Annotated in this window: 27 protein-coding genes; 12 read left to right on the top strand and 15 right to left on the bottom strand. The window is 62.3% G+C overall.

The features are described from left to right. Window positions 1–134: 134 nt before the first annotated feature. The 3 genes from NLY44_RS26425 to NLY44_RS26415 all read right to left on the bottom strand — a co-directional run bounded on the left by NLY44_RS26425 (window position 135) and on the right by NLY44_RS26415 (window position 2,798). Entirely contained in the window at window positions 135–995 is an 861-nt protein-coding gene (locus NLY44_RS26425; RefSeq protein ID WP_023806286.1) for a C40 family peptidase, read from the bottom strand. Window positions 996–1,023: 28 nt separating this feature from the next. Beyond that, window positions 1,024–1,374, bottom strand: coding sequence for a MarR family winged helix-turn-helix transcriptional regulator (locus NLY44_RS26420; protein WP_023669596.1), 351 nt, complete (start codon window positions 1,372–1,374; stop codon window positions 1,024–1,026). Window positions 1,375–1,436: 62 nt separating this feature from the next. Further along, window positions 1,437–2,798, bottom strand: coding sequence for a leucyl aminopeptidase family protein (locus NLY44_RS26415; protein ID WP_023806287.1), 1,362 nt, complete (start codon window positions 2,796–2,798; stop codon window positions 1,437–1,439). A gap of 237 nt (window positions 2,799–3,035) precedes the next feature. On the opposite strand from NLY44_RS26415, the gene NLY44_RS26410 reads away from it, so the two are divergent. Continuing rightward, a complete protein-coding gene (locus NLY44_RS26410) occupies window positions 3,036–3,857 on the top strand; it encodes a tetratricopeptide repeat protein (protein ID WP_023669594.1) in 822 nt (273 codons plus the stop codon). A gap of 113 nt (window positions 3,858–3,970) precedes the next feature. Here NLY44_RS26410 and NLY44_RS26405 read toward each other — a convergent pair whose 3' ends face one another. The 9 genes from NLY44_RS26405 to NLY44_RS26365 all read right to left on the bottom strand — a co-directional run bounded on the left by NLY44_RS26405 (window position 3,971) and on the right by NLY44_RS26365 (window position 13,321). Further along, window positions 3,971–4,987 carry a type II secretion system F family protein gene (locus NLY44_RS26405; protein WP_023688716.1) on the bottom strand — a complete coding sequence of 339 codons (1,017 nt, stop codon included), beginning with the start codon at window positions 4,985–4,987 and terminating at the stop codon, window positions 3,971–3,973. Window positions 4,988–5,027: 40 nt separating this feature from the next. After that, window positions 5,028–6,041 carry a type II secretion system F family protein gene (locus NLY44_RS26400; protein WP_023669592.1) on the bottom strand — a complete coding sequence of 338 codons (1,014 nt, stop codon included), beginning with the start codon at window positions 6,039–6,041 and terminating at the stop codon, window positions 5,028–5,030. Between the two features lie 155 nt (window positions 6,042–6,196). Continuing rightward, entirely contained in the window at window positions 6,197–7,705 is a 1,509-nt protein-coding gene (locus tag NLY44_RS26395) for a TadA family conjugal transfer-associated ATPase (RefSeq protein ID WP_023688717.1), read from the bottom strand. Between the two features lie 86 nt (window positions 7,706–7,791). Continuing rightward, entirely contained in the window at window positions 7,792–9,075 is a 1,284-nt protein-coding gene (locus NLY44_RS26390) for a CpaE/TadZ family protein (RefSeq protein WP_023806288.1), read from the bottom strand. A gap of 55 nt (window positions 9,076–9,130) precedes the next feature. Continuing rightward, window positions 9,131–9,868 carry a CpaD family pilus assembly protein gene (locus NLY44_RS26385; RefSeq protein ID WP_023806289.1) on the bottom strand — a complete coding sequence of 246 codons (738 nt, stop codon included), beginning with the start codon at window positions 9,866–9,868 and terminating at the stop codon, window positions 9,131–9,133. A 13-nt stretch (window positions 9,869–9,881) separates the two neighbouring features. Continuing rightward, on the bottom strand, window positions 9,882–11,393 hold the full coding sequence (locus NLY44_RS26380; RefSeq protein WP_023732428.1) for a type II and III secretion system protein family protein: 1,512 nt from the start codon (window positions 11,391–11,393) through the stop codon (window positions 9,882–9,884). Then, window positions 11,390–12,202 (bottom strand): Flp pilus assembly protein CpaB, encoded by an 813-nt coding sequence (gene cpaB, locus NLY44_RS26375; protein WP_023688721.1) that lies wholly within the window; start codon window positions 12,200–12,202, stop codon window positions 11,390–11,392. Before cpaB ends, NLY44_RS26380 begins: the two co-directional genes overlap by 4 nt. A gap of 205 nt (window positions 12,203–12,407) precedes the next feature. Beyond that, window positions 12,408–12,926 (bottom strand): A24 family peptidase, encoded by a 519-nt coding sequence (locus NLY44_RS26370; protein ID WP_023688722.1) that lies wholly within the window; start codon window positions 12,924–12,926, stop codon window positions 12,408–12,410. A gap of 206 nt (window positions 12,927–13,132) precedes the next feature. Then, on the bottom strand, window positions 13,133–13,321 hold the full coding sequence (locus NLY44_RS26365; protein WP_023692564.1) for a Flp family type IVb pilin: 189 nt from the start codon (window positions 13,319–13,321) through the stop codon (window positions 13,133–13,135). A gap of 347 nt (window positions 13,322–13,668) precedes the next feature. Here NLY44_RS26365 and NLY44_RS26360 point away from each other — a divergent pair, with 347 nt between their 5' ends. The 3 genes from NLY44_RS26360 to NLY44_RS26350 all read left to right on the top strand — a co-directional run bounded on the left by NLY44_RS26360 (window position 13,669) and on the right by NLY44_RS26350 (window position 15,529). Then, window positions 13,669–14,091 (top strand): pilus assembly protein N-terminal domain-containing protein, encoded by a 423-nt coding sequence (locus NLY44_RS26360; RefSeq protein WP_023681988.1) that lies wholly within the window; start codon window positions 13,669–13,671, stop codon window positions 14,089–14,091. Between the two features lie 154 nt (window positions 14,092–14,245). Then, entirely contained in the window at window positions 14,246–14,863 is a 618-nt protein-coding gene (locus tag NLY44_RS26355; RefSeq protein WP_050587055.1) for a TadE/TadG family type IV pilus assembly protein, read from the top strand. A gap of 30 nt (window positions 14,864–14,893) precedes the next feature. Then, the gene (locus NLY44_RS26350; RefSeq protein WP_023699476.1) at window positions 14,894–15,529 is read left to right on the top strand and encodes a TadE/TadG family type IV pilus assembly protein; all 636 of its coding nucleotides are present in this window, start codon (window positions 14,894–14,896) and stop codon (window positions 15,527–15,529) included. Between the two features lie 26 nt (window positions 15,530–15,555). Here the strand turns inward: NLY44_RS26350 and NLY44_RS26345 are convergent, their stop codons facing one another. Then, on the bottom strand, window positions 15,556–16,509 hold the full coding sequence (locus NLY44_RS26345) for a PhnD/SsuA/transferrin family substrate-binding protein (RefSeq protein ID WP_023806290.1): 954 nt from the start codon (window positions 16,507–16,509) through the stop codon (window positions 15,556–15,558). Window positions 16,510–16,684: 175 nt separating this feature from the next. On the opposite strand from NLY44_RS26345, the gene NLY44_RS26340 reads away from it, so the two are divergent. From NLY44_RS26340 to rpsT, 4 genes are all read left to right on the top strand, one after another. Continuing rightward, window positions 16,685–17,923, top strand: a complete 1,239-nt coding sequence (locus NLY44_RS26340; RefSeq protein WP_023806291.1) for a phosphopentomutase — start codon at window positions 16,685–16,687, stop codon at window positions 17,921–17,923. Next, window positions 17,916–18,806, top strand: coding sequence for a bifunctional DNA-formamidopyrimidine glycosylase/DNA-(apurinic or apyrimidinic site) lyase (gene mutM / locus NLY44_RS26335; RefSeq protein ID WP_023732433.1), 891 nt, complete (start codon window positions 17,916–17,918; stop codon window positions 18,804–18,806). Before NLY44_RS26340 ends, mutM begins: the two co-directional genes overlap by 8 nt. 40 nt (window positions 18,807–18,846) lie before the next feature. Beyond that, window positions 18,847–19,620, top strand: a complete 774-nt coding sequence (locus tag NLY44_RS26330; RefSeq protein WP_023681994.1) for an enoyl-CoA hydratase — start codon at window positions 18,847–18,849, stop codon at window positions 19,618–19,620. A gap of 159 nt (window positions 19,621–19,779) precedes the next feature. Continuing rightward, complete coding sequence (gene rpsT, locus NLY44_RS26325; protein WP_023681995.1) at window positions 19,780–20,046, top strand: 30S ribosomal protein S20; 267 nt, start codon at window positions 19,780–19,782, stop codon at window positions 20,044–20,046. A gap of 26 nt (window positions 20,047–20,072) precedes the next feature. Here the strand turns inward: rpsT and NLY44_RS26320 are convergent, their stop codons facing one another. Then, window positions 20,073–20,288 carry a hypothetical protein gene (locus NLY44_RS26320; RefSeq protein WP_156940638.1) on the bottom strand — a complete coding sequence of 72 codons (216 nt, stop codon included), beginning with the start codon at window positions 20,286–20,288 and terminating at the stop codon, window positions 20,073–20,075. A 605-nt stretch (window positions 20,289–20,893) separates the two neighbouring features. Here NLY44_RS26320 and dnaA point away from each other — a divergent pair. Beyond that, on the top strand, window positions 20,894–22,438 hold the full coding sequence (dnaA, locus tag NLY44_RS26315) for a chromosomal replication initiator protein DnaA (protein WP_031204276.1): 1,545 nt from the start codon (window positions 20,894–20,896) through the stop codon (window positions 22,436–22,438). Window positions 22,439–22,465: 27 nt separating this feature from the next. Here the strand turns inward: dnaA and NLY44_RS26310 are convergent, their stop codons facing one another. Next, entirely contained in the window at window positions 22,466–22,741 is a 276-nt protein-coding gene (locus NLY44_RS26310; protein WP_155922476.1) for a hypothetical protein, read from the bottom strand. Between NLY44_RS26310 and dnaN the strand changes: the two genes are divergently transcribed. The 3 genes from dnaN to NLY44_RS26295 are packed head-to-tail and all read left to right on the top strand — an operon-like array spanning window position 22,740 to window position 25,849. After that, on the top strand, window positions 22,740–23,858 hold the full coding sequence (gene dnaN / locus NLY44_RS26305) for a DNA polymerase III subunit beta (protein ID WP_023669575.1): 1,119 nt from the start codon (window positions 22,740–22,742) through the stop codon (window positions 23,856–23,858). The genes NLY44_RS26310 and dnaN overlap by 2 nt on opposite strands. Before the next feature lie 58 nt (window positions 23,859–23,916). Next, window positions 23,917–25,062 (top strand): DNA replication/repair protein RecF, encoded by a 1,146-nt coding sequence (recF, locus tag NLY44_RS26300; protein WP_023806292.1) that lies wholly within the window; start codon window positions 23,917–23,919, stop codon window positions 25,060–25,062. A 31-nt stretch (window positions 25,063–25,093) separates the two neighbouring features. Beyond that, window positions 25,094–25,849 carry a molybdopterin-synthase adenylyltransferase MoeB gene (locus NLY44_RS26295; RefSeq protein ID WP_023740762.1) on the top strand — a complete coding sequence of 252 codons (756 nt, stop codon included), beginning with the start codon at window positions 25,094–25,096 and terminating at the stop codon, window positions 25,847–25,849. Window positions 25,850–25,853: the final 4 nt, after the last annotated feature.

Raw genomic sequence — 25,853 nt, 5'->3', positions numbered from 1 at the left:
AGTTATCCTCACCCCGTACGGGAGAGGATGCCGGCAGGCACGTGAGGCGCAGCGCGAGCTTTCAATCGCTGGCGCCGCCCCTCATCCGCCGTTCGGGCACCTTCTCCCCGTGAACGGGAGCGAAGGAAGAGGCGCTACGGCCGCCGAAAGCCCGTCGGCCCGCCATAGAGATACCCAATCCGGCCGATCGCCTCCTTCAGCCCTTCGCGCGAGACCAGCATGGTGTGGCCGTTGGCGTGGATCATGGTCTCGGCGTCGGTCATGATCGCGACATGGCCCTTCCAGAACACCAGGTCGCCGCGTTTCAGTCCGGCATAATCGAATCCCGGATCGAGCGGCTCGCCGAGGCCTGCCGCCTGCATGTCGGAATCGCGCAGCACATTGCGGCCGGCCATGCGCATCGCCAGTTGCACGAGGCCCGAACAGTCAATGCCGAAGCCGGAGGTGCCGCCCCAGAGATAGGGCGTGCCGAGAAACATCTCGGCCACTGAGACATAGTCGGCGGCGATATCACTGATCGGGCGAACATGGCCGGCAATCAGCGCCTCGCCGGAAGGCAACAGCGCATAATGCGTGCCGCGCGTTTCGGCAGCACCGGTTACCGTCACCGTCGAACCCATCGAAAATTGGCCGCTGATCGGGAAGCGCAGATCCGGGCCGGGATAGAGGAAGGTGCGCGGCGCCGCGATAATATGAGTGGGCGCATGCTCGCGGGGACCCAGCATGGTGGCGCCGACATAGCCGACATAGCCGTCGCGTTCGGCCTGGACCCAGGCCCATCCCTCGGCTTCCTCGAAGACAAGCACATCGTCGCCGAGCAGTACCTGCGTGTTGACGCCGGCATCCGGGCGCGGTGCCTTGCGCACGTCAGCCACGGAGGCTGTGATCCGGGCCGGACGGCCGGTGACGAAGCGATCGGCCGACACCTCCCCTTTCAGCCTGGCATCGGCGAGGTCGGAACGGAAGGCGTGGAGGCGGGCGTCCCTGGCAGTCAAATCGGTACTCGTCTAGTTCATGGATTGATCAGATGGGCAGTTCATGAGCCCTGGCAACGATACCATCCCCGAAGCGCTCGACAAAGAGCGCGCCTTCGACCGTGCGCCGGATCAGCACATTGCGCTTGTCGAGCTCGTCGCGATGGCGCGACACCAGTTTCAGCGCACCCATAGTGTCGAGGGCGCGGGTGATGACCGGCTTGGTGACATTGAGGCGGGCTGCCAGACCGCGCACCGTGTGCGGCGGCGGGTCGAGATAGATGGTGAACAGGATCGCCGTCTGGCGCATGGTGAGATCTGGCGCGCCGGCGCGCACCTGCGACAGCATCACCTGCTGCCACAGCCGCATCGCCTGGCTCGGACGCATCGAAATCGACATCGCCCGAGCATGACGGCAAATTGTTTCGGTTCCGTTTCAGTATTGGTGGCCGTCTCAAGGCGTCAGGCATAGCGCCTCGAAATGACCCGCTCCAGTGCACGGATGCCTTGCGCCTCGCCGCCGGCGGGTCCGTAGGGGCGATCGGACGGGTTCCAGGCGAAGATGTCGAAGTGCGCCCAGCCCGTTGTCCGTTCGACAAAGCGCTTGAGGAAAAGCGCCGCGGTGACCGAACCGGCGAAGCCGTCGGTGGTGACGTTGTTGATGTCGGCGATCTTCGACGCCAGCCTGGCGTCATAGGGCCGCCACAACGGCATGCGCCACAACGGATCCTCGACGGCCATGGAGGCCGCAGCCAGTTCGGACGCCAGCGCTTCGTCGCCAGTGTAGAAAGGCGGCAGATCGGGCCCGAGCGCGACACGCGCTGCCCCGGTCAGCGTCGCCATGTCGATCAGCAGTTCCGGCTCCTCGTCATCGGCCAGCGCCAGCGCGTCGGCCAGCACCAACCGCCCTTCGGCGTCGGTGTTGCCGATCTCGACGGTAATGCCCTTGCGGCTGGTCAGTACATCTCCAGGCCGGAAAGCGTTGCCGGCAATCGAATTCTCGACCGCCGGGATCAGGACGCGCAGCCGCACCTTCAGCCCGGCAGCCATGATCATCGAGGCCAGGCCCAGCACATTGGCGGCGCCGCCCATATCCTTCTTCATCAAGAGCATGCCCGAGGACGGCTTGATGTCGAGGCCGCCAGTGTCGAAACAGACACCCTTGCCGACCAGCGTCACCTTCGGCGCGCCTTCCGGTCCCCAAACCATATCGATCAGGCGCGGCACTCCGACCGAGGCCCGGCCGACCGCATGGATCATCGGGAAATTCTGCTTCAGGAGATCATCCCCCTTGATCACCGATACCTCGGCCTCGTGAGTGGCCGCCAGGGTCCGCACGGCCTTCTCCAACTCGTCCGGTCCCATGTCGCTGGTCGGCGTGTTGACGAGGTCGCGCGCCAGGAAGACGCCGTCGGCGATGCGCCGGACACGTCCTGCATCTACGCCGAGCGGCAGCGCAAAACGCAGCGTCTTGCCTGATTTCTTTCCGTAGCGAGTGAAGACGTAACCGCCGAGCACCAAGCCTATGGCCGCGAGTTCCGGCTCGGCTGGAGCGGCGGCAAAATGCCAGTCGCCTTCCGGCAAGGCTCTCGCCAGCATGCCGACGGCCAGCGCGCCCTCGCCATCACCGACGCCGAACAAGGCGCCGGCAAGGGACCCGTTGTCGCCGGGGACGGCGAGCGTCCTACCGGCTTCGCCGGAAAAGCCGTTGGCGGCCGCCCATGCGGTCATGGAAGGCGAAAGCCCCAAGGCCTCCAGTCCATCGCTCGCGACCAGGTGGACCGGCAGGGCAGTGTCTAGTGTCTCGATGAGTTCGACGGGCATTCGATGGTCTCCGGGAGGCTTGCAGGTCGTCCTCAGTCAAGTGACAGGGACGTCGGATGATTTCAACATCTATGCACAGGGGCCGGCATGGGACTGCCAGGCCAAAGGCTTCCGGCGGGCCGTTCACGGATCCGACGGCTCACTTTTTAACTGTCCGTTAGGGTTAACAGAATATTTCTGCGGGGATGAAGATGGCTACGTGAATGGCCACGCGCAGGAATGGAGAGCCCCGTGCCGATGCCCACCAACCGCAGGATGAACGTCACGGGCAAACGGTTGGTCACCACGGCACTGCTGATGGCGCTGGCGGCCGGTGTTGCCGGGTGCGGAACCAGCAAGCTCACGACCGGCTCGATCGGGCGCACCAGCGGCAAACCGCTGGAAACCATGTCGGCCAGCGAGTTGCACGGGGCGACCGGGCGGCTGGGCGAATCCTACGCAAAGAACCCCAACGACAAGCGGCTGGCGACAAATTTTGCGGCGGCGCTCCAGATGGACGGCGATGCCGACCAGTCGCTTGCCGTGATGCGCAAGCTGGCGATCGCCTACCCCAAGGACCGCGACGTGCTTGCCGCCTACGGCAAGGCGCTGGCCGCCAACGGCCAGTTCGAGCCGGCGCTCGACGCCGTGCGCCGGGCGCAGACACCGGAATATCCGGACTGGCGGCTGATGTCGGCCGAGGCCGCCATTCTCGACCAGCTTGGCCAGAAGGATGAAGCGCGCCAGAACTACCGCAAGGCGCTGGACCTCAAGCCGAACGAACCCTCGATCCTTTCCAATCTCGGCATGTCCTATGTGCTGGAAGGCGATCTGCGCACCGCCGAGACCTATATGCGCTCGGCAGCCCAGCAACCGAATGCCGACAGCCGGGTGCGCCAGAACCTTGCGCTGGTCGTGGGACTGCAGGGCCGCTTCGACGAGGCCGAGAAGATCGCCTCGCAGGAGCTTTCGCCCGAACAGGCGCAAGCCAATGTAGCCTATCTTCGCCAGATGCTTGCCCAGCAGAACGCCTGGAGCCAACTCAAGGATCAGGACAAGGCAAAGCCGGCGACCAACTGAGCGCCGCATGGGCGCCGGCTCCGCACAGCGCAAATCCGTCCACGCATCAACGCTGAAAACCAAGAGCCGCACTGCATTGGCAGTGCGGCTCTTTTGTACGGCTGCAACGAGGCCTACTGGCTTGAGGAATTGTGCTGGTCGCCGAAGATGCCGCGCTGACTGACCTGAATGCCGGCTGGGCCCAGAATGATGGCGAACAAAACCGGCAGGAAGAACAGGATCATCGGCACGGTAAGCTTCGGCGGCAGGGCGGCGGCCTTCTTCTCGGCGGCATTCATGCGCATGTCGCGGCTTTCCGAGGCCAGCACGCGCAATGCGTGCGCCACGGGGGTGCCGTAGCGTTCGGCCTGGACCAGCGCCTGGGACACTGACTTCACCGATTCCAGGCCGGTACGAGCCGAGAGGTTTTCATAAGCCTGCCTGCGCTCCTGCAGATAAGAGAGTTCGGCGTTGGTCAGCACGAATTCCTCCGCCAGCGCCACGGACTGCGAACCGATCTCCTCGGAGACCTTGCGCAAGGCAGCCTCGACCGACATGCCCGATTCGACGCAGATCAGCATCAGGTCCAGCGCATCCGGCCACGCCGCCTGGATCGACTGCTTGCGCTTGGCGGCACGATTGTTGACGTAAAGGATCGGCGCGTAGAAACCCGCGTAGGCGACAAGGATGCAGACGAACAGTTTCACGAAGGCCGGCCGGTCCGGCAGTCCGCCGAGCACGAACAGATAGATCGCTGCCAGCGCGAAACCGACAAAAGGCAGGATCAGGCGGAAGAACAGGAAGCGCGTCAGCGGGTTCTGGCCACGAAAGCCCGCCACCTTGAGCTTCTGCAACGTGCCTTCATCGGCCAACGCACGCCGCAGGTCCAGCCTGTCGACGATGTTGCGCATGCCGATCGACTGCTCTTCGCGCAGCCCCTTGCGGCGACGATCGGCTTCATTGGCAAGCCGCGCGCGCTGCTTGGCGCGCAATTCGTCACGCTCCAGCGCCACCGATCTCATGCGCGTCTTGAGCTGATTGCCACCAAGGGCCGGCAGCACCGTGAAGACGGTCGCGAACACCGCAATGCCAACCAGCAACGCTATCAGGAAGGCAGGATCGGTCAGCGATTTTACGACTTGGTCGGTCATTCGTTTTCAGTCTTTTCGTTTCGAGCTTTCCAAGGTCGGCCTAAACTTCAAAGTTCATCATCTTGCGCATCACCAGAATGCCGATGGACATCCAGACGCCGGAACAGCCGAGGATCAGATTGCCGGTGCTGGTGGTGAACAGCGGCATGATGTAGTTCGGGCTCGACAGATAGACGAGAAGGGCGACGACAAAAGGCAGCGCGCCGATGATGACGGCCGACGCCTTGGCTTCCATGGAAAGCGCCTGGACCTTGGCCTTCATCTTCTTGCGATCGCGAAGCACGCGCGACAGGTTGCCAAGCGCCTCGGAGAGATTACCGCCGGCCTGTGACTGGATCTGGATAACGATGCCGAAGAAGCTTGCCTCGCTGCACGGCATGGTTTCAGCCATGCGCAAGGTGGCATCGGGGATGGACATGCCAATCTGCTGTGAATCGACGATCCGGCGGAACTCGGTCTTGACCGGCTCCGGCGATTCACTGGCGATCAGGCGAATGGCGTCGTTGAGCGGCAGGCCGGATTTGACGGCGCGCACGATGATGTCGAGGGCGTTGGGAAATTCGTTGAGGAACGCCTTGACCCGGCGCGCGCGGCGAAACGAGACGAACCAGCGCGGCAGGCCGAGCGCCCCCGCCAGCAGCGCGCCCGGCAGGACCAGAAGCGGCGCGCCGGCGAGATAGGCAAGCACCGTCAGCGCGATGCCGCAAATGACGGAGTAGATATAGAAACGCTCGATCGAGACCTGCATGCCGGCCTGACGAATCTGGGCCTTTAACGGCGGCTTCTTGACGGCGAGTTCGTTGGTTTTCTGCTTTTCGTCGAGCTGTTTCAGCGTGTCCTGGACAGATTTACGCCGCTTGACCGCCTCCGCGACACGGTCGCGCGAAGCCTTGACGACCGAACGATCGGTCTCGGCGGCCTTGATCGTCTCGAGCCGCTTGCCGGCCTGCTTCTCGTTGCTCATCTTGGTGAACAGGAAGGCATAGGCGACCGCACCGGCGCTGAAGCCGGCGAGCACGATGAACGCCAGTACGGTGGTGTCAATTCCGAACATCGACCTCGGTCCCCAGCGCATATCGCCGTTTCAAGGAAACGGCGATATGCGCTATCGCTTTGTTTTGACGCAATTCCCAAGGGAAAGCGCTACGCGCTTTTCCCGGGAAAGCCGCTTCACACTTTTCCTGGAATTGCTTCCAACCTCGATATGCGTCAGTCAGCGCGTTTCTCCATCGATTCCAGCGCATTGGCGAGGCGCTGTTCCTCGCCATAGTAGCGGGCGCGATCCCAGAAATGCGGACGGCCGATGCCGGTCGACACGTGCTCGCCAAGCAGCCTTCCATTCGAGTCCTCGCCCTTGATGTTGTAGAGCACGATATCCTGCGTGATGATGACGTCGCCTTCCATGCCGATCACCTCGGTGATGTGGGTGATGCGGCGCGAGCCGTCGCGAAGGCGTGCTGCCTGGATGATGACATCGATGGAGCCGACGACGATTTCACGCACGGTCTTCTGCGGCAGCGAATAGCCGCCCATGGCGATCATCGATTCGATACGGTTCAGGCATTCGCGCGGGCTGTTGGAGTGGATCGTTCCCATCGACCCATCATGGCCGGTGTTCATCGCCTGCAGCAGGTCGAAAACCTCCGGTCCGCGCACTTCGCCGACGATGATGCGTTCGGGCCGCATGCGCAGGCAGTTCTTGACCAGGTCGCGCATTGTCACCTCGCCTTCGCCCTCGAGATTGGGCGGGCGGGTTTCGAGACGCACCACGTGCGGCTGCTGCAGTTGCAGTTCGGCCGAGTCTTCGCAGGTGATGACGCGTTCTTCGCGGTCGATATAGTTGGTCAGGCAGTTGAGCAGCGTCGTCTTGCCGGAGCCGGTACCGCCGGAGATGACGATGTTGCAGCGGACGCGGCCGATGATCTTGAGGATCTCGGCGCCCTGCGGCGAGATGGCGCCGAACTTGACCAGCTGATCGAGCGTCAGCTTGTCCTTCTTGAACTTGCGGATGGTGAGCGCGGTGCCGTCGATGGAGAGCGGCGGGGCGATGACGTTGACGCGGGAGCCGTCGGGTAGGCGGGCGTCGCAGATCGGACTCGATTCGTCGACGCGGCGGCCAACCTGGCTGACGATGCGCTGGCAGATGTTGAGCAGCTGCTGATTGTCGCGGAAGCGGATGCCGGTCTGTTCGACCTTGCCATTGACTTCGATGTAGACGTTCTTGGAGCCGTTGACCATGATGTCGGCGATATCGTCGCGGGCGAGCAGCGGCTCCAGCGGGCCGTAGCCCAGCACATCGTTGCAGATGTCCTCGAGCAACTCTTCCTGCTCGGCGATCGACATTGCGAAATTTTTGATGGCGATGATGTCGTTGACGATGTCGCGGATTTCCTCGCGCGCGCTCTCGGGATCGAGCTTGGCGAGTTGCGACAGGTCAATGGTGTCGATGAGCGCGGAGAAGACCTGGCTCTTGGTGTCGTAGTAGGTTTCACTTTTTTCGCGCTGGATCTTTTTTGGCGGCTCCGGCGCCATCGATGGCGCCTCAACGGCACGGCGAGTTGGCGGGGTTCCCGGCGCTCCAGGCGGCGCTGCCGCGGGCCGGGCAAGTACCGCCATGTCCGCAGGCGTTGCAGTGGCCGGCGCCGCTGGCGCCGGTGCTGGCTGACGGAACTCCGGGGTGAACCGGCCGCCGTCGTCGGAGCCTCTTTTACCAAACATGATCGACTACCAATTCCGTCCAGAACATGATGCCGAAGCGGTTTTCGGACGACATCATGCTCTACTTCTTGATTTGGAGGGGAGCGTCATTTCTTGTTACGCGAGAGCTTGCCGAGCAGGCCGCCAAGGCCTGCCTTCTTCCTGGCCTTGATTTCGCTGCGACCGGTCAGGACATGCGCGATTTCGTTGATCATGCCGACGACCGGGCTCCTGGCATCCATCTCGCCCAGCATGCGGCCGTTGTTGGCGGCATTTCCAAACAACAACGGGTCGAAGGCGATGACCGACATCGGCGTGAGGCTGAGCGGTTCGGCGAAGTCGGAAGCGGATATCTCGGGTCGCTTCGGTACGCCGGCCTGGTTGATGATCAGTTTCGGCGGCGGATCGTTCGGGCGAAGCCGCGTCAGCATATCGACCAGATTCTTGGTGTTGCGCAGATTGGCCAGTTCCGGCGTCGCCGTGATGACGATCTCGTCAGCCTTGATCAGTGTGTTCTTGGTCCAGCCAGTCCAGACATGAGGAACGTCGAGCACCAGCAGCGGCACACTGCGCTGCGCGGTGTCGATGAGTTGCGTGAAGGCATCGGGATCGAAATCATAGACACGTTCGAGGGTGGAGGGCGCGGCGAGCAGCGACAGATGTTCGGCGCACTGGGCAAGCAGCCGGTCGAGATAGACCTCGTCAACTCGTTCGGGCGAAAACACGGCTTCGGCGATGCCTTGCGCAGGGTCCTGGTCGAAATTTATGTTGGCCGTCCCGAAAGCCAGGTCGAGATCGGCGACGACCACTTCCGACTTGAACAGCGATGACATCGCCCACGCTACATTGTGGGCGATGGTCGAGGAGCCGACGCCGCCCTTGGCGCCGATGAAGGCGATCGAGCGGCCGATCGGCTCGGCTTCCGGATCGACGAAGATCGATGAAACCACGGAGACGATATCGGCCATCGACACCGGCGCGATGACATATTCGGAAATACCGAAGCGAATGAGTTCGCGGTAGAGACCGACATCGTTGTAGTGGCCGATCACCACGACTTTGGAGGAGGGATCGCAATATTCTGAAAGCTGGGCAAGCTGCTCCAGCAATTGCTTCGGTTCGCTGCGCGATTCCAGCAGGATGAGGTTCGGCGTCGGCGCCGATTGATAGAATTCGATCGCCGTGGCGATGCCGCCCATATGCACTTTCAGATGCGCCTTAGCCATGCGGCGATCCTCGCCTGCCCGCTCCACCGGATGCGCGACACCTTCCGTCTCGCAAAATGCCTGAATAGAAATACGCGGCACCGGCCGCAGCGCCTGCATCGCTGCAACGTCCGATTGCGAGCTGTCGCCGCCGTCTCCGGGCGTGTCGTAGGCAAGATTGCTCATCGTCATGCTCTTTTCCGTGACTTCTCTTTCCGGTCTCTACGCGGGACCGGCGCTCCTAATACGTCACTTCCGAACTGCCGAGGAACTCGTCCGAAATACCTCTGCCGCGATAGACGTCGATCACCGCGCCGCGGTTCTCGGCGTCGATATCGGACGACTTTCTTGGCCCGAGCAGATCGGCCGGATTGGCGAGTTGCGCAGCGAGGTTGTTTTGAGAGGAGCAGCCGTAATCGGCGTAGTGCTTGTTTTCGGAGGTTGCGAGGATGTCTTCGGGCCAGCGCCCGCATTTGTCGGTCTGGGCTCTCACCGAAATATAGGAAACGCGGATAGGCGCCGAGGCTTCCGGGGAAACCGACTGGTAGGAGGTCACCACGATCCGGTTTCGCTTGATGCCGCCGGCAACCGCCAGCCTGGCGAAATCGCGCGCCGCGGCAGTCGCCGCCACCTGATTGGCCGAGCCGATCGGGATTGCGATCGTCAGCGCCGGGGCAGCGCTCCTGTCGTAGCCGTCAAGGAAGCCCAGAAGCGTGTCGCGCTGCGAGCCGGTCATGCCGCGATCGCCGGCGCCGACCGGGAGGTCCAGCTTCTGGTTCTTCTCGGCAATCACGATCGGATGCGTGGTGCGATAATCATCGGGAATCGCCCCAACCGTGATGCTGTCGCGCTTGGCGCAACCGGCGAGCGAGGCGGCGATCGCGATCGCCAGGATCGGCATTGCCGATCGGCTGATCCGGGCACGGCCGGACCGCACTGTCGCGGCGACCGCCACTGCCTTCGATGCTGACTGAGACATGTCCGCTCCCCGCTTACTTGTAGATGAAGCCGACAACGCCGTGGTAGCGGCCGTTGGGCTTGTCTGTCTGCATGGTGCCGTAGACGCGGTTGACGCGGCCAAGGAACATGGCCGGGCCATCGCCGGCGGCGTTGAAATTGTCATCCGGCTTGGCCAGGTCGTTGCGCGCCACCGGCCGCGCCAGATAAGGCGTGATGATGATGACCAACTCGCTTTCGTTGCGGACGAAATCGCGGCTGCGGAACAGCGTGCCGAGCACCGGGATCTTGGTCAGTCCGGGCAAGCCGTTTACCGCCTGCCTGACGTCGTCGCGGACGAGGCCGGCTATCATCATCGATCCACCCGAAGGCAGTTCCACGGTCGTGTCGGCCAAACGTTTGCGCAGCGATATGACGTTGGTGTCTCCGAAAGAGACCGCGCCTTCGGTGGTCGGTTCGGAAACCGACGTCCTGACCTTCAGGCTGATGCGACCGGGCGACAGCACCACAGGCTGAAATTCCAGGCCGATGCCGTATTCGATTTTCTGAGCCGTCCAAACCCTGTCGGCATTCTGATTGGCATCCGACTTGGCATTTGTAACGGCGCTGACCATATTGTACTCGCCGCCGACCTTGAAGGTCGCCTTCTCACCGGAGACGGCCGTCAAAGTAGGCTCGGCCAGCGTTTTCATGACGCCGGACTGCTCCATCGCAGTGATGTAGCCCTGCAGAGCAGAGGTGGCGAAATTGACCCCCGAACTCGACAACGGCTTGCCTAGGCCGGGGAAGGTGTCACTGGTCGCATTGAAGCTGATGCCGTTGGAGCTGCCTTTGCCAACCATGTTGACGCCGAGCTGCTTCATCACCGAGCGGCTGACTTCGGCCACGGTCACCTTCAGCGTCACCTGGTCGTCGCCGATGATCTGCAGCAGGTTGACGATCTTCGAGACCCGGCGTTCGGCATCCGGATTGTTGATGTCGACGCCGCCATTGGCATTGCCGCCTGCCGCGGTCTGCGAATACTGACCGGTCGTCGCTTCACCGCCGGACACGAAGATGGTTGCCAGATCGACGGCGCGCTTGGCATCGAGCGGCGTGTCCACCGTCCCGGTCAGGACGACGTTGTCGTTCAGCAACTCGACCTTGATCTCGGCATTCGGAAGGAAGCGCTTGAGATAATCTTCCAATCCGGCGACGTCGCGTTCGACGGCCAGATCCAGGCTGGCGATCTGCTCGCCATTGGGACCGAAGACGAAGATGTTGGTTTCGCCCACCGACTTGCCGAACAGATAGATCCGCCTTGCGGTGCGGGTCACCGCATCGGCGACCGCGGGGTTGGCGACCAGGATGTCGTAGGCGTCGCTCGGCAGATCGATGACCACCGATTTGTTGAGGCCAAGCTTGACACGTTGCGTGGCCGACGAGGCCGTGACCCCGACGCTCTTTCCGGCGGCCTTGGCGTCGACAAGGCCACTTGCATGGGCTCCGAGAAAAAGCAGGCCGATGGCCGCAGCCGTGGTGACCGGCAGTCTAGCGACTAACCTCATTTCCTTGCCCCTACTTCGGAAACTTCGCCCGATTTGATCAACCGCACCGTTCCGCGCCGCCCATTGCCGGAAACGAGGTAGTCGGCTTCATCGGTACCCTTTTCCTTGTTGTCGGTGATCGAGCGCAGCGCCAGCGTCAGGCGATCGGCCATCTGCTGGGCGACGGTGATGATCTCGGCCTGCTGCGGCGTCAGCTCCAGCGTCGCCGTCTGTCCGACCCTGGTCTTCTTGCCTTCCTCGTCCTCCTGGATGGTCTGATCGATCGCCAGGACGCGGATGTTCTTGAGGATGGTCTCGGTGGTGAATCCGCTACCGGCGTTGCCGGTGTCGGATCTGCGGGTCATGATGACGTCGACAAAATCGTTAGGCAGGATAAAGCCGCCTGCCGACGTGTCGGCCGAGATCGCGGTGGCGACGGCACGCATGCCGGTGGGCAGGATCGAAGACATGAAGCTCTGCCCCTCGCCGATCAGCTTGGAGCGCCGCAGCGGCTCACCGGTGTACATCGCCATGCGGGCGACGGAGCCCTTCAGCTTCTCCCGCGCTTCGGGTTCGGCGGCACGGGTGATGAAATTCGCATTGATGCCATCGGACGGCCAGGACTCCCAGCTGAGATTGTTCTCAAGCGGGCTTCCCATCGGCACGTCGCCGGAAAGCACGAGCACATCCTGCAAGGCGATGGCCGGTGCCTGCGGGGCATCGACGACGACCTGCTGGGGCGGGACCGCCACCATATTCTTGGCAACATAACCTGCACCACCCGCCGCAGCCACCGCCACGCCCAGAATGATCAGTCGGGATGCTGGCATCTGTCCGAACCCTCGCCTTTAGGCAACCACCTAGCCAGGCCGGACTTTGCAGCGGCAATCGTCAAAACAAGGTTAATACAATGCTTACGATCGTGATTAATTCAAGGTTTACATAATTACACGACCATGCTCCGACAAATGAAAAAGGCGGCCAAGCCGCCTCTTTTCAGGATCGATGCCGGAAGGGCAGAGGAGGTTCGCTACATCAGGTCGCCAACCTTGCCAATGCCCATTCCATCAAGGGCGAATCCGGATAGGTCAGCAGCCCGCCAATGCCGAGTGCGATGCCATAGGGAACGCCATTCATCTCGTCGGCGAAATGGCGCAGGACCGGATTGTGACTGGTGTAGGTCGCCAGCGGCGATTTCCGATAGAGGAGAATGGCGAGCGTCAGCAGGCCACCGATGAACGTCGAAGCCACGAGGTAATTGACAAGGTGAATGTTGAGTCCCATCCAGATGGACGTGGCTGCCAAAAGCTTGGCATCGCCGCCGCCCATGCCGCCGAGCGCAAACAGACCGAAAGTCACGGCCAGCACCAGGCCGCCGGCGGCGAAATGCCAGCCATAAGTTGCCCAGTCCATACCCGTCAGTGGCGCAACCACGGCAAAGACGGCCACAAGCAGCACCGGCACCCGATTGGAGATTGTCATCGACAGCGCGTCGGAGATCGCCGCAAAAAGCATGCAAAACGGAAAGACAACGAAGATCAGTGCGTTGAGCATCGGTCTCTCATGGAAAGGCAACGATGGCTGCAGGTTAGGCGGCTTGGGTTAAGGATTGGTGAGTTCTGCTCATCCGGGTCAAATCCGGGAAATGTCAGCGCGCTAAGCGGCGCAGCAAGACCAAAGCCAAACGATCTTCAAAAGACAAAAGGGCCGCCAGCGAGGCGGCCCTTCCAGTCTACCGGTCGAAACAGGATGCTAGATCATTACTTACAAGCAGCGTTCGTCGGATCGTTCACGCAATCCGCGATGGTCGTGAACTTGGCGTTCAGGGCATTGCCGAGCTGACCAGCGCCAACCATGATGGCAAGCGCGATGAGAGCGGCGATCAGACCGTATTCGATAGCGGTCGCGCCGGATTCGTCCTTCGCGAAACGTGCGATGAGATTAGACATTCGAGAGCTCCTACTCCACGTGTTACAGCACTTCCGTCAACTTCTGTGGTGGTTGATCGGATGCTGCCAATCTACGGAGAAGCTCTTTCAATCGGCTTAATAAACAGCCTTACCGATTCCTTTCCCGCTTCGAACAGCTTGCGTGGTTAACCGTAAACTAAACGCTGGACAGTAGCTCGCCTGCCCGTGAAGAGCTGTAATTTCACGGCTATCGGCAGGATGCATTGTTATATTAGCTGGCAGCAGGATTGGTGCGAATACCCCGGCGCAGGTCAAGGGTTTAACCGTTGGTTCACCAATCTCCTTCATGTTTCTTTGAACAAGTTTTGCCGCTGTGGAGCGCCTTGATGACTGCCATGAAATCGTCATTCCTGCTTGTCGCGCTTCTCGCCGTCCCGGCTTTTGTGCTGCCGGCCAAGGCCGGAGCCGGCATCGAAGTGACGATGAATCAGGCCAAGATCGTCAAACTGACACGCCCCGCCGACACCATAGTCGTCGGCAATCCGGCGATTGCCGACGCCTCCGTCCAGGATGCATCGACGATCGTACTGACCGGCAAGGGGTTCGGCGTCACCAATCTGGTTGTCCTCGACCACGATGGCAGCCCGATCGTCGACGAGCAGGTGACCGTGGTGCGCCAGGACGCGTCGTCCGTGCGTATCTACAGGCGCGCCTCGGTACAGACCATGTCCTGCACGCCCTATTGCGAAAGCTCGTACAAGAGCGACTCGGAAAAGTCGTCCGAAGCCGAGATGAGCGCTGGGCAGTAAGCGCCTCAGTTGGCTCGATTGTCTCGAGAAAGCCGCGTCGGTTAGCGGCCGGTTAATGTCGCCTGGTCGAATTTAACGGTCATTCAAACCGGAGCTAAATGGGTTCTTGATAGTGGTGCTGACGGTACCGCATCAGGATCGGCAGGAACGGGATATGGGCGACGTTTTGGACGAGGATTCAGAACGCGAGATCTGCAAGGCCAAGGCAGGGCGCGTGACGTTTGCCCGTCGTTTCCTGCGTGATCGGCGCGGCAGCACGGCGATAGAATTCGCGATGCTTGCGTTACCGTTTGCGGCTCTCGTCTTCGCCATCCTCGAGAGCTGCGTTTCATTTGCCGGACAGGAGGTGATGGCCAACATCACCGATGATATCGCCCGTCAGTTGCGTACTGGCCAGTTGAGGCAAGCCGATGTGACGGAAGAGAAGCTGAAGGGCTTGGTCTGCGCCAGACTCGAGATCATTGTCGCGAAGGGTTGCCCCGGTTTGCTGGTGGATCTGCGCCCGTTCAAGACCTTTGCCGGGGCAGCCAGTGCGGGTTTCACGATTTCCGGCTCGACCATCACGCTGACGGGCAAGGATCCGGATACAGGCAAGGACCCGGCTTTCGGGACCCCTACAATAGGTCCGGCAGAATCAAAGAACATGCTGCGGGTCTTTTACCCCTGGCCGGTCATGACCGATTTCATGGCTCAATACATGTCGAATATGGATGGCGGCAAGACTCTGCATTACGCGACGACAACGTGGCAAAACGAGCCATTCGACAACTGAGTTTGCACGTGTAAGCAAAAGGAAAAGTGCATGTTTCGTGCGGGGGCACATCCGGGGATGTCGGTTGTCTGGAAGAGAGCGGCGCGGTTTTTTTCCGATCGGCGCGGCATAGCGGCCGTCGAGTTTGCCCTCATCGTGCCTGTCTTGCTGATCATGTATTTCATTACCATGGAGGCCTCGCAAGCCATCGAGGCCAGCAAGAAGGTCAGCCGCATCAGCTCCATGGTTGCCGACCTCGTCACGCAGCAAACGTCGGTGGTCAACGCAGATCTCACCGACATCATGAAGATCGGCAACTCCAGCCTTCAGCCTTACAACCGCTCGGTCGCCAATATCTCCATTACGGCAATCGACATCAGAACCGACCCGAACAATCCGATACCGCAAGCAAAGGTGGCGTGGTCCTGGAGCGTGCTGGATGGGAAGACTGGCCGCGACTCCAACCCGACAACTTCCACCACCGTTCCGGCGACGCTCAATGTTGCGGGGACTTTCCTCATTCGTGTCAAAACCACTCTAGCATACCAACCGATCATCTCCTGGTCGGAAGGCTCCGAAAAGCCGCTCGGATTTATCTCGGCCTTCAACAAAGGCAAGATAACGATGAGCGAAACCTACTATCTCAGGCCGCGCCGGGCCACGTCGATCCCCTGCAGCGATTGCTGAAGCAGTTCTACCCATTCAACCCGGGTTCATTGCGCGCTGCTGTCGGTGCTGGCTGACACCAGGCGCACGATGGAAGCGGCCATCGCATAGTCACTCGCAGCGGCGAGCGTGAACCCTCCCGAATGTCTCGATTCCACGAAATCGTAGACTTCCGGCGACTGCGATCTGAGATTGGTGAGGAAGACGGTCAGTCGGCGTTTGGCTTCGGGGTCGAGATCGCTGCGTACGGCGTGAGGGCCGTACCTGAGCACGCCGGAAGTCCAGATGATCTGGAGCGCGGCTTCTGGAATCCCCGCCGCCTCCAGCCGCGCCGCCGTGCCGTCCGGATCAGCCGGCTGATCGCCAGCAATCGCCGTCCGGTTTTCCGCCGTGGCCCGCTCCCAGCCGAATACGGCATCGGCCTGGCCATCGGCCAGCATCGCTTCTGCGGCGGCAGCCGAGCCGGCATGAACGAGGAATGGCGCATCCTGGCTGATCTTGATGCCGTCGGCCGCCAGCCCGGCGAGCGGTAGAAGCGAACCGCCGACATTGCCGGACGGCGCCATGGCGATGCGGTGCGTTTCCAGGGCCGCGAGATCGGAAAGCCTGCCGTCGCGCGTCAAAAGCACGGAGCGGATGCCCGTGGCACCGTCGGCATCGACCGGCGCCACAAGAGGTTCGACGCAGCCGCAGCGCTCCGAGGCGGTGGCGTAGGCGGTCGCCGAATAGACCGCGTATTGAATCCGGCCATTGGCCTGCGCCTCTATCAGCGCCGCATAGTCATGCGCGACGACGAATTCCACCTTCATGCCGAGCGCCCTGCCGTAGGCGTCAGTCAGCATGGCCAGACCCGGAACCGTGTTGCCGGCGCCCGGCTCGGCAACGATGCCGATCCGAAACGCGCCGATCTGGTCGCGCCAGTCGGCGTGCGCGGCGAGCTGCGAGGCCAGCAGTGCTACGGTGGTCGCCAGTGCACTCCAACCGAGGTCAGCCCGTCTCATCGATCCATGCCCCGCACACCGTTCCTTGAAGCGCATTGCATGTCTCAAGGATGCGTACACCACGCCTGCCCGACTTCGCGACCATCGCGTCAGGCCGTTGCCGCCTGGTTTACGATTTGCCAATGCCGCGACGGGACCTTATGTCTGGTCAACCAGACTGGCAATGACGGCACCTATGTCACGCGCTTTCCTCTTCGTTCTCGATTCTTTCGGCATTGGCGGCGCCGCCGATGCCGAACGCTATGGCGACGCCGGCTCGAACACGTTCGGACATATCGCGCTGGCCTGCGCGGAAGCCCGCGCCGATCGCGAGGGCCTGCGCGAGGGACCGCTGAAGGTGCCCACCATGGTTTCGCTCGGTCTCGGCCGCGCAGCAGAAACCGCAACCGGCTTCCAATTCGACAGCAAAGCCGCCGTTTCAGCCTCCGCTTTCCACGGCGCCGCGCAGGAGATTTCGAGCGGCAAGGATACGCCGTCGGGTCACTGGGAAATCGCCGGGCTGCCCGTGCGGTTCGACTGGGGCTATTTCCCCGATAAGGTGCCCGCCTTCCCTGCCGAACTGACCGAAGCGATGATCCGCGAGGGTAAGGTGCCGGGCATTCTCGGCAACTGCCATGCGCCCGGCACGGAGATCATCGAGCGCTTCGGCGAGGAGCATATCCGCACCGGCCAGCCGATCTGCTACACCTCGGTCGATTCCGTCCTGCAGATAGCAGCGCACGAAGTTCATTTCGGCCTTGAGCGGCTCTACGAGTTCTGCAAGACGGTACGCCGGCTGGTCGATCCGCTGAAGATCGGACGGGTGATCGCACGGCCTTTCCTGGGCGAAACATCAGCCACCTTCGAGCGCACCTACAACCGCCATGACTACGCCGTGCCGCCGCCTGAGCCGACGCTGCTCGACCGCTTGACCGGGCGCGGCAGCCGGGTGATCGCGGTCGGCAAGATCGGCGACATCTTCGCCCACCGCGGTATCTCGGAAGTACGCAAGGCGCCCGGCAACATGGCAATGTTCGACAAGGCGCTGGGCGCGATGGACGATGCCGGCGACGGCGACCTGGTGTTCGCCAATTTCGTCGACTTCGACACCGAGTTCGGCCATCGCCGCGACGTCGCCGGCTATGCTGCGGCGCTCGAAGCCTTCGACCGCCGGCTGCCCGAGGCACTGGCAAAGCTGAAGCCGGGCGATCTGCTCATCCTCACCGCCGACCATGGCAACGATCCGACATGGCGTGGCACCGACCACACGCGCGAACGCGTCCCGGTCATCGGCACCGCACCGGGTCTCACGGGCGGCGACATCGGGCTCAGGACCACCTTCGCCGATATCGGCGAGACGGTCGCCGAACACCTCAAGCTGGCGCGCGGCCGCCACGGCGCTTCCTTCCATGCGGCGATAGGCGGCCATGCCTGAACTGCCCGAGGTCGAAACCGTCCGGCGCGGCCTGCAGCCGGTTCTGGAATGCGCGCGGATCGTGCGCGTCGAGGCGCGCCGGCCCGATCTCAGATTTCCGTTTCCGGCGAGATTTGCGCAGCGGCTGACCGGCAAGACCGTCATCGCGCTTGGCCGCCGCGCCAAATATCTCACCATACACCTGGACGATGGCCCGGTGCTGATCTGCCATCTCGGCATGTCGGGCTCGTTCCGCATCGAGGCCGCTGATGACAAAGAGACGCCCGGCACGTTCCATCAAGAGCGCTCGAAGAATGCCAAGCACGACCATGTGGTGTTCCATGTCGTGTCGCCTGTCGGCGTCCAGTCTCGCGTGGTCTTCAACGACCCGCGTCGCTTCGGCTTCATGCTGTTTGCGGAAGGCCTGGCCGACGCGCATCCGATGCTGGCGGGACTGGGCGTCGAGCCGACCGGCAATGCGCTGGAAGGCGCCCTGCTCGCCTCTCTGCTGAAGGGCCGCAGATCGCCGTTGAAGGCGGCGCTGCTCGACCAGAAGCTGATTGCCGGGCTCGGCAATATCTATGTGTCGGAAGCGCTGTGGCGCGCCGGCCTTTCGCCATTGCGCGAGGCAGGCACCATCGCCGGGACCAGCAAGAAGGCCAAGGAACAGAGCGAACGACTGGCCGAGGCAATCCGTTCGGTGATCGCCGATGCGATCGCCGCCGGCGGGTCTTCGCTGCGCGACTATGTGCACACAGACGGGTCGCTGGGCTATTTCCAGCATTCCTTCGCGGTCTACGATCGCGAAGGCGAGCCCTGTCCGACGCCCGGCTGTCCCGGCCACATCGAGCGCATCGTGCAAAGCGGCCGCTCGACCTTTTATTGCCGGACCTGCCAGCGGTAAGCTAGACGGTCCTTCAGTGCCGCAACCAGGAGGCCAGCCCATGAGCTATGAAACCATCATCGTCGAGACGCGCGGCAAGGTCGGCCTGATCACGTTGAACCGGCCTAAGGCGCTCAACGCGCTGAACGCGCAGGTGCTGGCGGATTTGCTGACGGCGGCAAAGGGGTTCGACGCCGATCCCGGCATCGGCGCCATGGTCATCACCGGTTCCGAGAAGGCTTTTGCGGCGGGCGCCGACATCAAGGAAATGCAGGCCGTCACCTACGCGGAGGCCTATGTGCAGGATTTCTTCGTCGGCTGGGAAGAGTTTACCCGTGCGCGCAAGCCGATGATCGCCGCTGTCGCGGGCTATGCGCTGGGCGGCGGCTGCGAACTGGCGATGATGTGCGATTTCATCATTGCCGCCGACACGGCCAAGTTCGGCCAACCCGAAATCACGCTTGGCGTCATTCCCGGCATGGGCGGCTCGCAACGGCTGACCCGCTTTGTCGGCAAGTCGAAGGCCATGGACATGTGCCTGACCGGTCGGATGATGGATGCCGCCGAAGCCGAGCGCAGCGGCCTGGCCTCGCGCGTCGTGCCGGCCGGCGAGTTGATCGAGGAGGCGATGAAGGCCGCGGCCAGGATATCAGAGTTTTCACTGCCATCGGTGATGATGGCCAAGGAGGCAGTCAACCGCGCCTACGAGACGACGCTGGCGGAGGGACTGCGCTTCGAACGCCGGCTGTTCCACTCGCTGTTTGCGCTCGACGACCAGAAGGAAGGGATGGCAGCCTTTGCCGAGAAGCGGAAGCCGAATTTCACCAATCGCTAGAGTGGCGGCGGCGAGGACCAAAAAGAAGCCAAAGCGGCGTTGACGCGCCGGAAAAGCTGAACTATAAGCCGCTCCAACCGAGGCGGCCGTTGGCTGCCCGTTTGTTTTTTGCGCCCTGCGGCATCCCGCATGCGCCCACCAGATCAGAAGAGAGGCATCATGGCCAATACCTCCTCGGCCAAAAAGGCAACGCGCAAGATCGCCCGCCGCGCAGCGATCAACAAGAACCGCCGCTCGCGCGTGCGTACATATGTCCGCCAGGTCGAAGAGGCACTGGCTGCCGGCGACAAGGCAGCCGCGCTGGAAGCCTTCAAGACCGCAGAGCCGGAATTGATGCGCGCCGCGACCAAGGGCGTGATCCATAAGAATACGGCATCGCGCAAGGTGTCGCGTCTGGCTCACCGCCTCAAGGTGCTGTCGGCCTGATTGACCGTTCCTGAACTGTCGTTCTTTCAAACCCGGCCAATCGCGCCGGGTTTTTTCGTTTGCCGGCAAGCACTTAAAAAGAACGGCCGCAAAGCACGCCCGAGCCGCATTCCAGAGTCTGGAATGCTTTGCCGGCACATACACTCCCACTGATATTCCAATCCGCCGAAACGGCCCACGCCAATAAATTTGGCTGTCACAAATTGCTGATATTTTTCAACGACTTGCTGGAAGTGATCCACAGCTTGTTCACATCGCCTGTGGGCGATAGGCAGCAAGTTGGTGTCAAGCGAATTATTTCAGAAAATTTCAAACCGCACAGCCATTTTCATATTCGCGGCAAAAGGGTTTGAATCCCAATGGCTTTGTCAAAATATGCGCTTCCAGCACGGAGCCCGAACCGTTGTTCACTAACCAGATTCCTTAAAAATCCGTTAGAGGTGGCCTTGCCCTATCCACAGCGATTTCGGTAATGTCGATCTATCGAAAGGGACGGGCCATTAGCCCTTAACCCAGCCTGAATCGGCCAGCTAACAGTGGCAGAATTCATGACGTGGATCAATTCCGCGAACGGGTATGGCTTGCCTTTTCGATACGATAGGGGACTGGCGTAATTGTACATGGCAGCTTGATGGCGCACCGGCGTTTTCGCCGGGTAGCACCGCTTTGCCCGAACATGTCAGACGGACTGGCCTTAAGCAGCCGGGACCGATCCCATTCTGACGAGGCAACGTCATCCGCCGGCGGCGGCGGTGGTGTTGTAGCGAAGATACGGTCGCCGGAAACATGGGTGCAGGAGGCGCACTCCCGGCGGAAAAAAGGTACAAAGGAAAAGGGACGCACAATCATGCAGAGCGGCATCGAGCGGGAGCTTACGGGCGACCTGCCATTTCCCGGAACATTGGTCGGAGCGCACGATATGGCGGCTTCCAACGACGCGGAACAGAAGTTCGACCGGGTCAAGGCCCAATTGAAGGCGCGCCTGGGAACCGAGGTCTATTCGAGCTGGTTCGGCCGTATGAAGGTGGCTGAGGCTTCCCGGGGCATTGTACGCATCTCGGTGCCCACGGCCTTCCTGCGCTCGTGGATCAATGGCCATTATCTCGATCTCATCGCCGATCTGTGGAAGCACGAGGATCCCGAAATCCTCAAGATTGAGATGGTCGTGCGCACCGCGACCCGTCCGGCCCGCAATGGCGTCGAACCCGAGGTCGTGCCGGCGCGCAAGATGACCAAGCATACGCAGACCGCATTGGCGGCCGGCACGGTCGGCCCCGGCAGGATGGAGCGGGCGCCCGCCCCTCGTCCCGGCACGCCGATCGAGAGCGAATTCCGGCACAATGTGCTGGGGTCGCCGCTCGACCCGCGCTACACGTTCGGCTCCTTCATCGAAGGCCCGTCGAACCGGGTGGCTTTCGCCGCAGCCAAAGCCGTGGCGGAATCGCAGTCGAGCGCGGTGCGCTTCAACCCGCTGTTCCTTCATGCAACCGTCGGGCTCGGCAAGACGCACCTTTTGCAGGCGATTGCGGCCGAATCCCTGAAACAGAACCCGAAATCGCGCGTCGTCTATCTGACGGCCGAATATTTCATGTGGCGCTTCGCCACCGCGATCCGCGACAACAATGCGCTGACGCTGAAGGAACAGCTGCGCGACATCGACCTCTTGATCATCGACGACATGCAGTTCCTGCAGGGCAAGTCGATCCAGCACGAATTCTGCCATCTCATCAACATGCTGCTCGACAGCGCCAAGCAAGTGGTGGTTGCCGCCGACAGGCCGCCGTCGGAACTGGAATCGCTGGAACCGCGGGTGCGCTCGCGCCTCAATGGCGGTGTCGCGCTGGAAATGTCGGCGCCGGACTTCGCCATGCGCATCGGCATGCTCAAACTTCGGCTTGCCACCGCCAAGGTTGACGATGCATCGCTCAATATTTCGGAGGAGATCCTCAACCATGTCGCCCGCACGGTGACCGGCAGCGGTCGTGAGCTGGAGGGCGCGTTCAACCAACTGCTGTTTCGTCAGTCGTTCGAGCCGGCGATCACCATCGACCGCATCGACGAGATCCTGGGGCACATCTATCGCTCTGGCGAGCCGAAGCGGGTGCGCATCGAGGACATCCAGCGCATCGTGGCGCGCCACTACAATGTGTCGAAGACCGAGTTGCTGTCCAACCGGCGCACGCGCACCATCGTGAAGCCCAGGCAGGTCGCCATGTACCTGTCGAAGGTATTGACGCCGCGCTCGCTGCCGGAGATCGGCCGGCGGTTCGGCGGGCGCGACCACACCACGGTGCTGCATGCGGTGCGCAAGATCGAGGACCTTTCCGGCGTCGACAACACGCTGGCGCAGGAACTGGAACTGTTGCGCAGGCTGATCAACGACCAAGCCTGATCGGCGCGGCAAACGGAGCGCGCCGGGTTAGAGTATTCGGTCGTCGCGCTTTAAATTTTCTTGTTTTGATGCATGTCGTTGTCCCAAAACCGCTGCGCAGTTTTCGGCGACATGCATCGGTTGCCGGCCAACGTCCGCTTTATCCCCAGAAAGCCCGCTTAACCGGCGCGAACCGGTGGCCCGGACTTGCGTTTGCTGGCTTTTTCCTGTCAGTTTGCATAGATTCTGAGCCTGTTCAGACCTTTCGCGGGGCGCCGCCCACTGGTGACCCGTCCATTCATTCAAGCGAGCCTGTTTCGTCATGCGTGTTATCCTGGAACGGTCCAATCTCCTGAAGTCGCTCAACCACGTTCATCGCGTGGTCGAGCGGCGCAATACCATACCGATCCTGTCGAACGTGCTGCTCAGCGCCGAGGGCGCCAGCCTTGAAATGAAAGCCACCGACCTCGACCTCGAAGTGACCGAAGCGACGCCGGCAAAGGTCGAGCGCGGCGGGGCGACGACGGTTCCGGCGCACCTCCTCTACGACATCGTGCGCAAGCTGGCCGACGGCGCCGAAGTGATGCTGAAGACCGATGAGGACGGCAACGCCATGACGGTGACGTCGGGCCGCTCGAGCTTTCGCCTGCAGTGCCTGCCGCAGTCCGATTTCCCGGAGCTTTCGGCGGGGTCCTTCTCACACATCTTCCGGCTCGATTCCGTCGCCCTGAGAGGCCTGATCGAAAAGACCCAGTTCGCCATCTCCACCGAAGAGACGCGCTACTATCTCAACGGCATCTACCTGCACACGCATGAAACTGGCGGCAAGCTGAAGCTGCGTTCGGTGGCGACCGACGGTCACCGCCTGGCGCGCGCCGAGATCGACGCTCCGGCCGGGTCCGAAGGCATGCCGGGCATCATCATTCCGCGCAAGACGGTCAGCGAATTGCAGAAGCTGGTCGACGATCCCGATGTCGCGGTGACCACCGAATTGTCCGACACCAAGATCCGCTTCACCATCGGCAGCGTGGTTCTGACCTCGAAGCTGATCGACGGCACTTTCCCGGACTACCAGCGCGTCATTCCGACCGGCAACGACAAGAAGCTGATCATCGACCGCCAGAGCTTCGCCGCCGCCGTCGATCGCGTCTCGACCATTTCCTCCGAGCGCGGCCGCGCGGTGAAGCTTTCGATCACCGAAGGCCAGGTGACGCTTGCCGTCAACAATCCGGATTCGGGCAGCGCCACCGAGGAACTGGCGGCCGACTATTCGTCCGACCCGATCGAGATTGGCTTCAACGCCAAATATCTGCTCGACGTCGCTGCTCAACTCACCGGCACGGAAGCCAAGTTCATGCTGGCCGATGCCGGCTCGCCGACGCTGATCCACGACATGGCCGATGAGACCGCGCTCTACGTGCTGATGCCGATGCGGGTGTAGCCGCACTGCGGCACACTGCAGCATAGTGATTGCGGCGACTTCTATAGGCGGATAGCGGTTGCCGGAACAAAATCACATAAGTAAGCTCACACTTACGAATTTCCGCAATTATGCGGCGTTGTCGATCGGCTTTTCACCCGGCGCGGTGGTGTTTTCCGGCGACAATGGCGCCGGCAAGACCAATCTCCTGGAAGCCATCTCGCTGCTGACGCCTGGCCGCGGCCTGCGCCGGGCGCCCTATGTCGACGTGGCCCGCGAAGGCGGCGATGGCGGCTTTGCGCTGCACGCAAGGCTCGACGGGCCGGAGGGGCAGGTCGAGATCGGCACCGGCATCACCGGGGGTGAAGCGGCCGGCGAGGGCGGTCGCAAGGTGCGCATCAATGGCGCGCCGGCACGGTCGGCCGACGCCATGCTGGAATGGCTGCGCGTGGTCTGGCTGACGCCGGCCATGGACGGCCTGTTCCCGGGGCCTGCCGCGGACCGGCGGCGCTTTGTCGACAGGCTGGTGCTTGCGATCGATCCCGGCCACGGCCAGCGCGCGCTCGACTATGAGAAGGCGATGCGCGGACGTAACCGATTGCTTACGGAAGGTTCGCGAGACGGCGCATGGTTCGACGCCATCGAGATGCAAATGGTCGAAACCGGCGTGGCGATTGCCGCGGCGCGCGCCGAGCTGGTGCGCCTGCTGGCCGCCATGATCGACAGGTTGCCGTCCAGCGGGCCGTTTCCGCAAGCCGACATCAGCCTCTTCGGCGACCTTGAAAGCCATGTCGCCTCAGCACCCGCTGTGGATGTCGAGCAACGCTATCGCGACGCCCTTGCCGACGGCCGCGAGCGCGACCGCGCCGCCGGACGCACGCTCGACGGCCCGCACCGTTCGGATCTGCTGGTGCGCCACCGCCCCAAGGCGATGCCGGCCGAACTCTGCTCGACCGGAGAGCAGAAGGCGCTGCTGGTCGGCATCGTGTTGTCGCACGCAAGGCTGACCGGCGAGATGTCGGCGATGACGCCGATCCTGTTGCTCGACGAGATTGCCGCGCATCTCGATGCCGGCCGGCGCGCCGCGCTGTTCTCGATCCTGGAGGAGCTGAACTGCCAGGCCTTCATGACCGGAACCGACGCCGCGCTGTTTTCCAGCCTGAGGGGACGCGCGCAGTTCCTCACCGTCGACCACGGCACGGTTGGGCCAACCGAAGAGACCTGACAAGGTTTTTGCTCCGCTATATGGTCGGGCAATGACCCCTGCCGCCCTCACCGACGAAGAACTCGAACGCTATGCCCGCCACATCGTGCTGCCCGAGATCGGCGGCGCCGGCCAGCAGCGGCTGAAGCGCGCACGGGTGCTGGTGATCGGCGCCGGCGGCCTCGGCGCACCGGTGCTGGAATATCTCGCTGCCGCGGGCGTCGGCACACTTGGCATCGTTGATGACGACATTGTCTCGCTGTCCAATCTGCAGCGGCAAGTGATCCACGCCACCGATACTGTCGGCGCGGCGAAGACCGAGAGCGCCAAAGCAGCGATCGCCCGGATCAATCCCCATGTCGCGGTGGAATTGCACGATTTCAGGCTGACGGCCGACAATGCTGCCGTTCTCGTCGCGCGCTACGACGTGGTCGTCGACGGCTCCGACAATTTCGAGACGCGCTATGTGGTGGCGGATGCCTGCGCGGCGGAAAAGCGGCCGCTCGTGCATGCCGCCGTCGGCCGCTTCGACGGCTCGGTGACGGTGTTGATGCCGTTCGGGACCGGCGCCGACGGCAGACCGAACCCTGGATATCGCGACCTCTTTCCTGAAGCGCCGCCGGAAGGACTGGTGCCGTCCTGCGCGGTGGCCGGGGTCGTCGGTGCGCTGACCGGCGTCATCGGCACCTTGCAGGCAATGGAAGCCATCAAGCTGATCACCGGTATCGGCGAACCACTGGTCGGCCGGCTGCTGCTCTACGATGCACTGTCGGCGCGCTTCGACACGATCCGTTACAAGAGAAACTGAGCTT

The organism is Mesorhizobium sp. C089B, assembly GCF_030323125.1.
GTDB lineage: Bacteria > Pseudomonadota > Alphaproteobacteria > Rhizobiales > Rhizobiaceae > Mesorhizobium.
The sequence above is the reverse complement of the archived record's forward strand: the minus strand, read 5'-3'. Positions and strand labels throughout refer to the sequence as shown.

Bases quoted from the DNA above. Each gene is read 5' to 3' on its own strand.
- NLY44_RS26420 (WP_023669596.1), bottom strand. From the start codon at position 1,374: ATGTCGATTTCGATGCGTCCGAGCCAGGCGATGCGGCTGTGGCAGCAG.
- NLY44_RS26415 (WP_023806287.1), bottom strand. From the start codon at position 2,798: ATGCCCGTCGAACTCATCGAGACACTAGACACTGCCCTGCCGGTCCAC.
- NLY44_RS26410 (WP_023669594.1), top strand. From the start codon at position 3,036: ATGCCCACCAACCGCAGGATGAACGTCACGGGCAAACGGTTGGTCACC.
- NLY44_RS26405 (WP_023688716.1), bottom strand. From the start codon at position 4,987: ATGACCGACCAAGTCGTAAAATCGCTGACCGATCCTGCCTTCCTGATA.
- NLY44_RS26400 (WP_023669592.1), bottom strand. From the start codon at position 6,041: ATGTTCGGAATTGACACCACCGTACTGGCGTTCATCGTGCTCGCCGGC.
- NLY44_RS26395 (WP_023688717.1), bottom strand. From the start codon at position 7,705: ATGTTTGGTAAAAGAGGCTCCGACGACGGCGGCCGGTTCACCCCGGAG.
- NLY44_RS26390 (WP_023806288.1), bottom strand. From the start codon at position 9,075: ATGAGCAATCTTGCCTACGACACGCCCGGAGACGGCGGCGACAGCTCG.
- NLY44_RS26385 (WP_023806289.1), bottom strand. From the start codon at position 9,868: ATGTCTCAGTCAGCATCGAAGGCAGTGGCGGTCGCCGCGACAGTGCGG.
- NLY44_RS26380 (WP_023732428.1), bottom strand. From the start codon at position 11,393: ATGAGGTTAGTCGCTAGACTGCCGGTCACCACGGCTGCGGCCATCGGC.
- cpaB (WP_023688721.1), bottom strand. From the start codon at position 12,202: ATGCCAGCATCCCGACTGATCATTCTGGGCGTGGCGGTGGCTGCGGCG.
- NLY44_RS26370 (WP_023688722.1), bottom strand. From the start codon at position 12,926: ATGCTCAACGCACTGATCTTCGTTGTCTTTCCGTTTTGCATGCTTTTT.
- NLY44_RS26365 (WP_023692564.1), bottom strand. From the start codon at position 13,321: ATGTCTAATCTCATCGCACGTTTCGCGAAGGACGAATCCGGCGCGACC.
- NLY44_RS26360 (WP_023681988.1), top strand. From the start codon at position 13,669: ATGACTGCCATGAAATCGTCATTCCTGCTTGTCGCGCTTCTCGCCGTC.
- NLY44_RS26355 (WP_050587055.1), top strand. From the start codon at position 14,246: ATGGGCGACGTTTTGGACGAGGATTCAGAACGCGAGATCTGCAAGGCC.
- NLY44_RS26350 (WP_023699476.1), top strand. From the start codon at position 14,894: ATGTTTCGTGCGGGGGCACATCCGGGGATGTCGGTTGTCTGGAAGAGA.
- NLY44_RS26345 (WP_023806290.1), bottom strand. From the start codon at position 16,509: ATGAGACGGGCTGACCTCGGTTGGAGTGCACTGGCGACCACCGTAGCA.
- NLY44_RS26340 (WP_023806291.1), top strand. From the start codon at position 16,685: ATGTCACGCGCTTTCCTCTTCGTTCTCGATTCTTTCGGCATTGGCGGC.
- mutM (WP_023732433.1), top strand. From the start codon at position 17,916: ATGCCTGAACTGCCCGAGGTCGAAACCGTCCGGCGCGGCCTGCAGCCG.
- NLY44_RS26330 (WP_023681994.1), top strand. From the start codon at position 18,847: ATGAGCTATGAAACCATCATCGTCGAGACGCGCGGCAAGGTCGGCCTG.
- rpsT (WP_023681995.1), top strand. From the start codon at position 19,780: ATGGCCAATACCTCCTCGGCCAAAAAGGCAACGCGCAAGATCGCCCGC.
- dnaA (WP_031204276.1), top strand. From the start codon at position 20,894: ATGCAGAGCGGCATCGAGCGGGAGCTTACGGGCGACCTGCCATTTCCC.
- dnaN (WP_023669575.1), top strand. From the start codon at position 22,740: ATGCGTGTTATCCTGGAACGGTCCAATCTCCTGAAGTCGCTCAACCAC.
- NLY44_RS26310 (WP_155922476.1), bottom strand. From the start codon at position 22,741: ATGACGAAACAGGCTCGCTTGAATGAATGGACGGGTCACCAGTGGGCG.
- NLY44_RS26295 (WP_023740762.1), top strand. From the start codon at position 25,094: ATGACCCCTGCCGCCCTCACCGACGAAGAACTCGAACGCTATGCCCGC.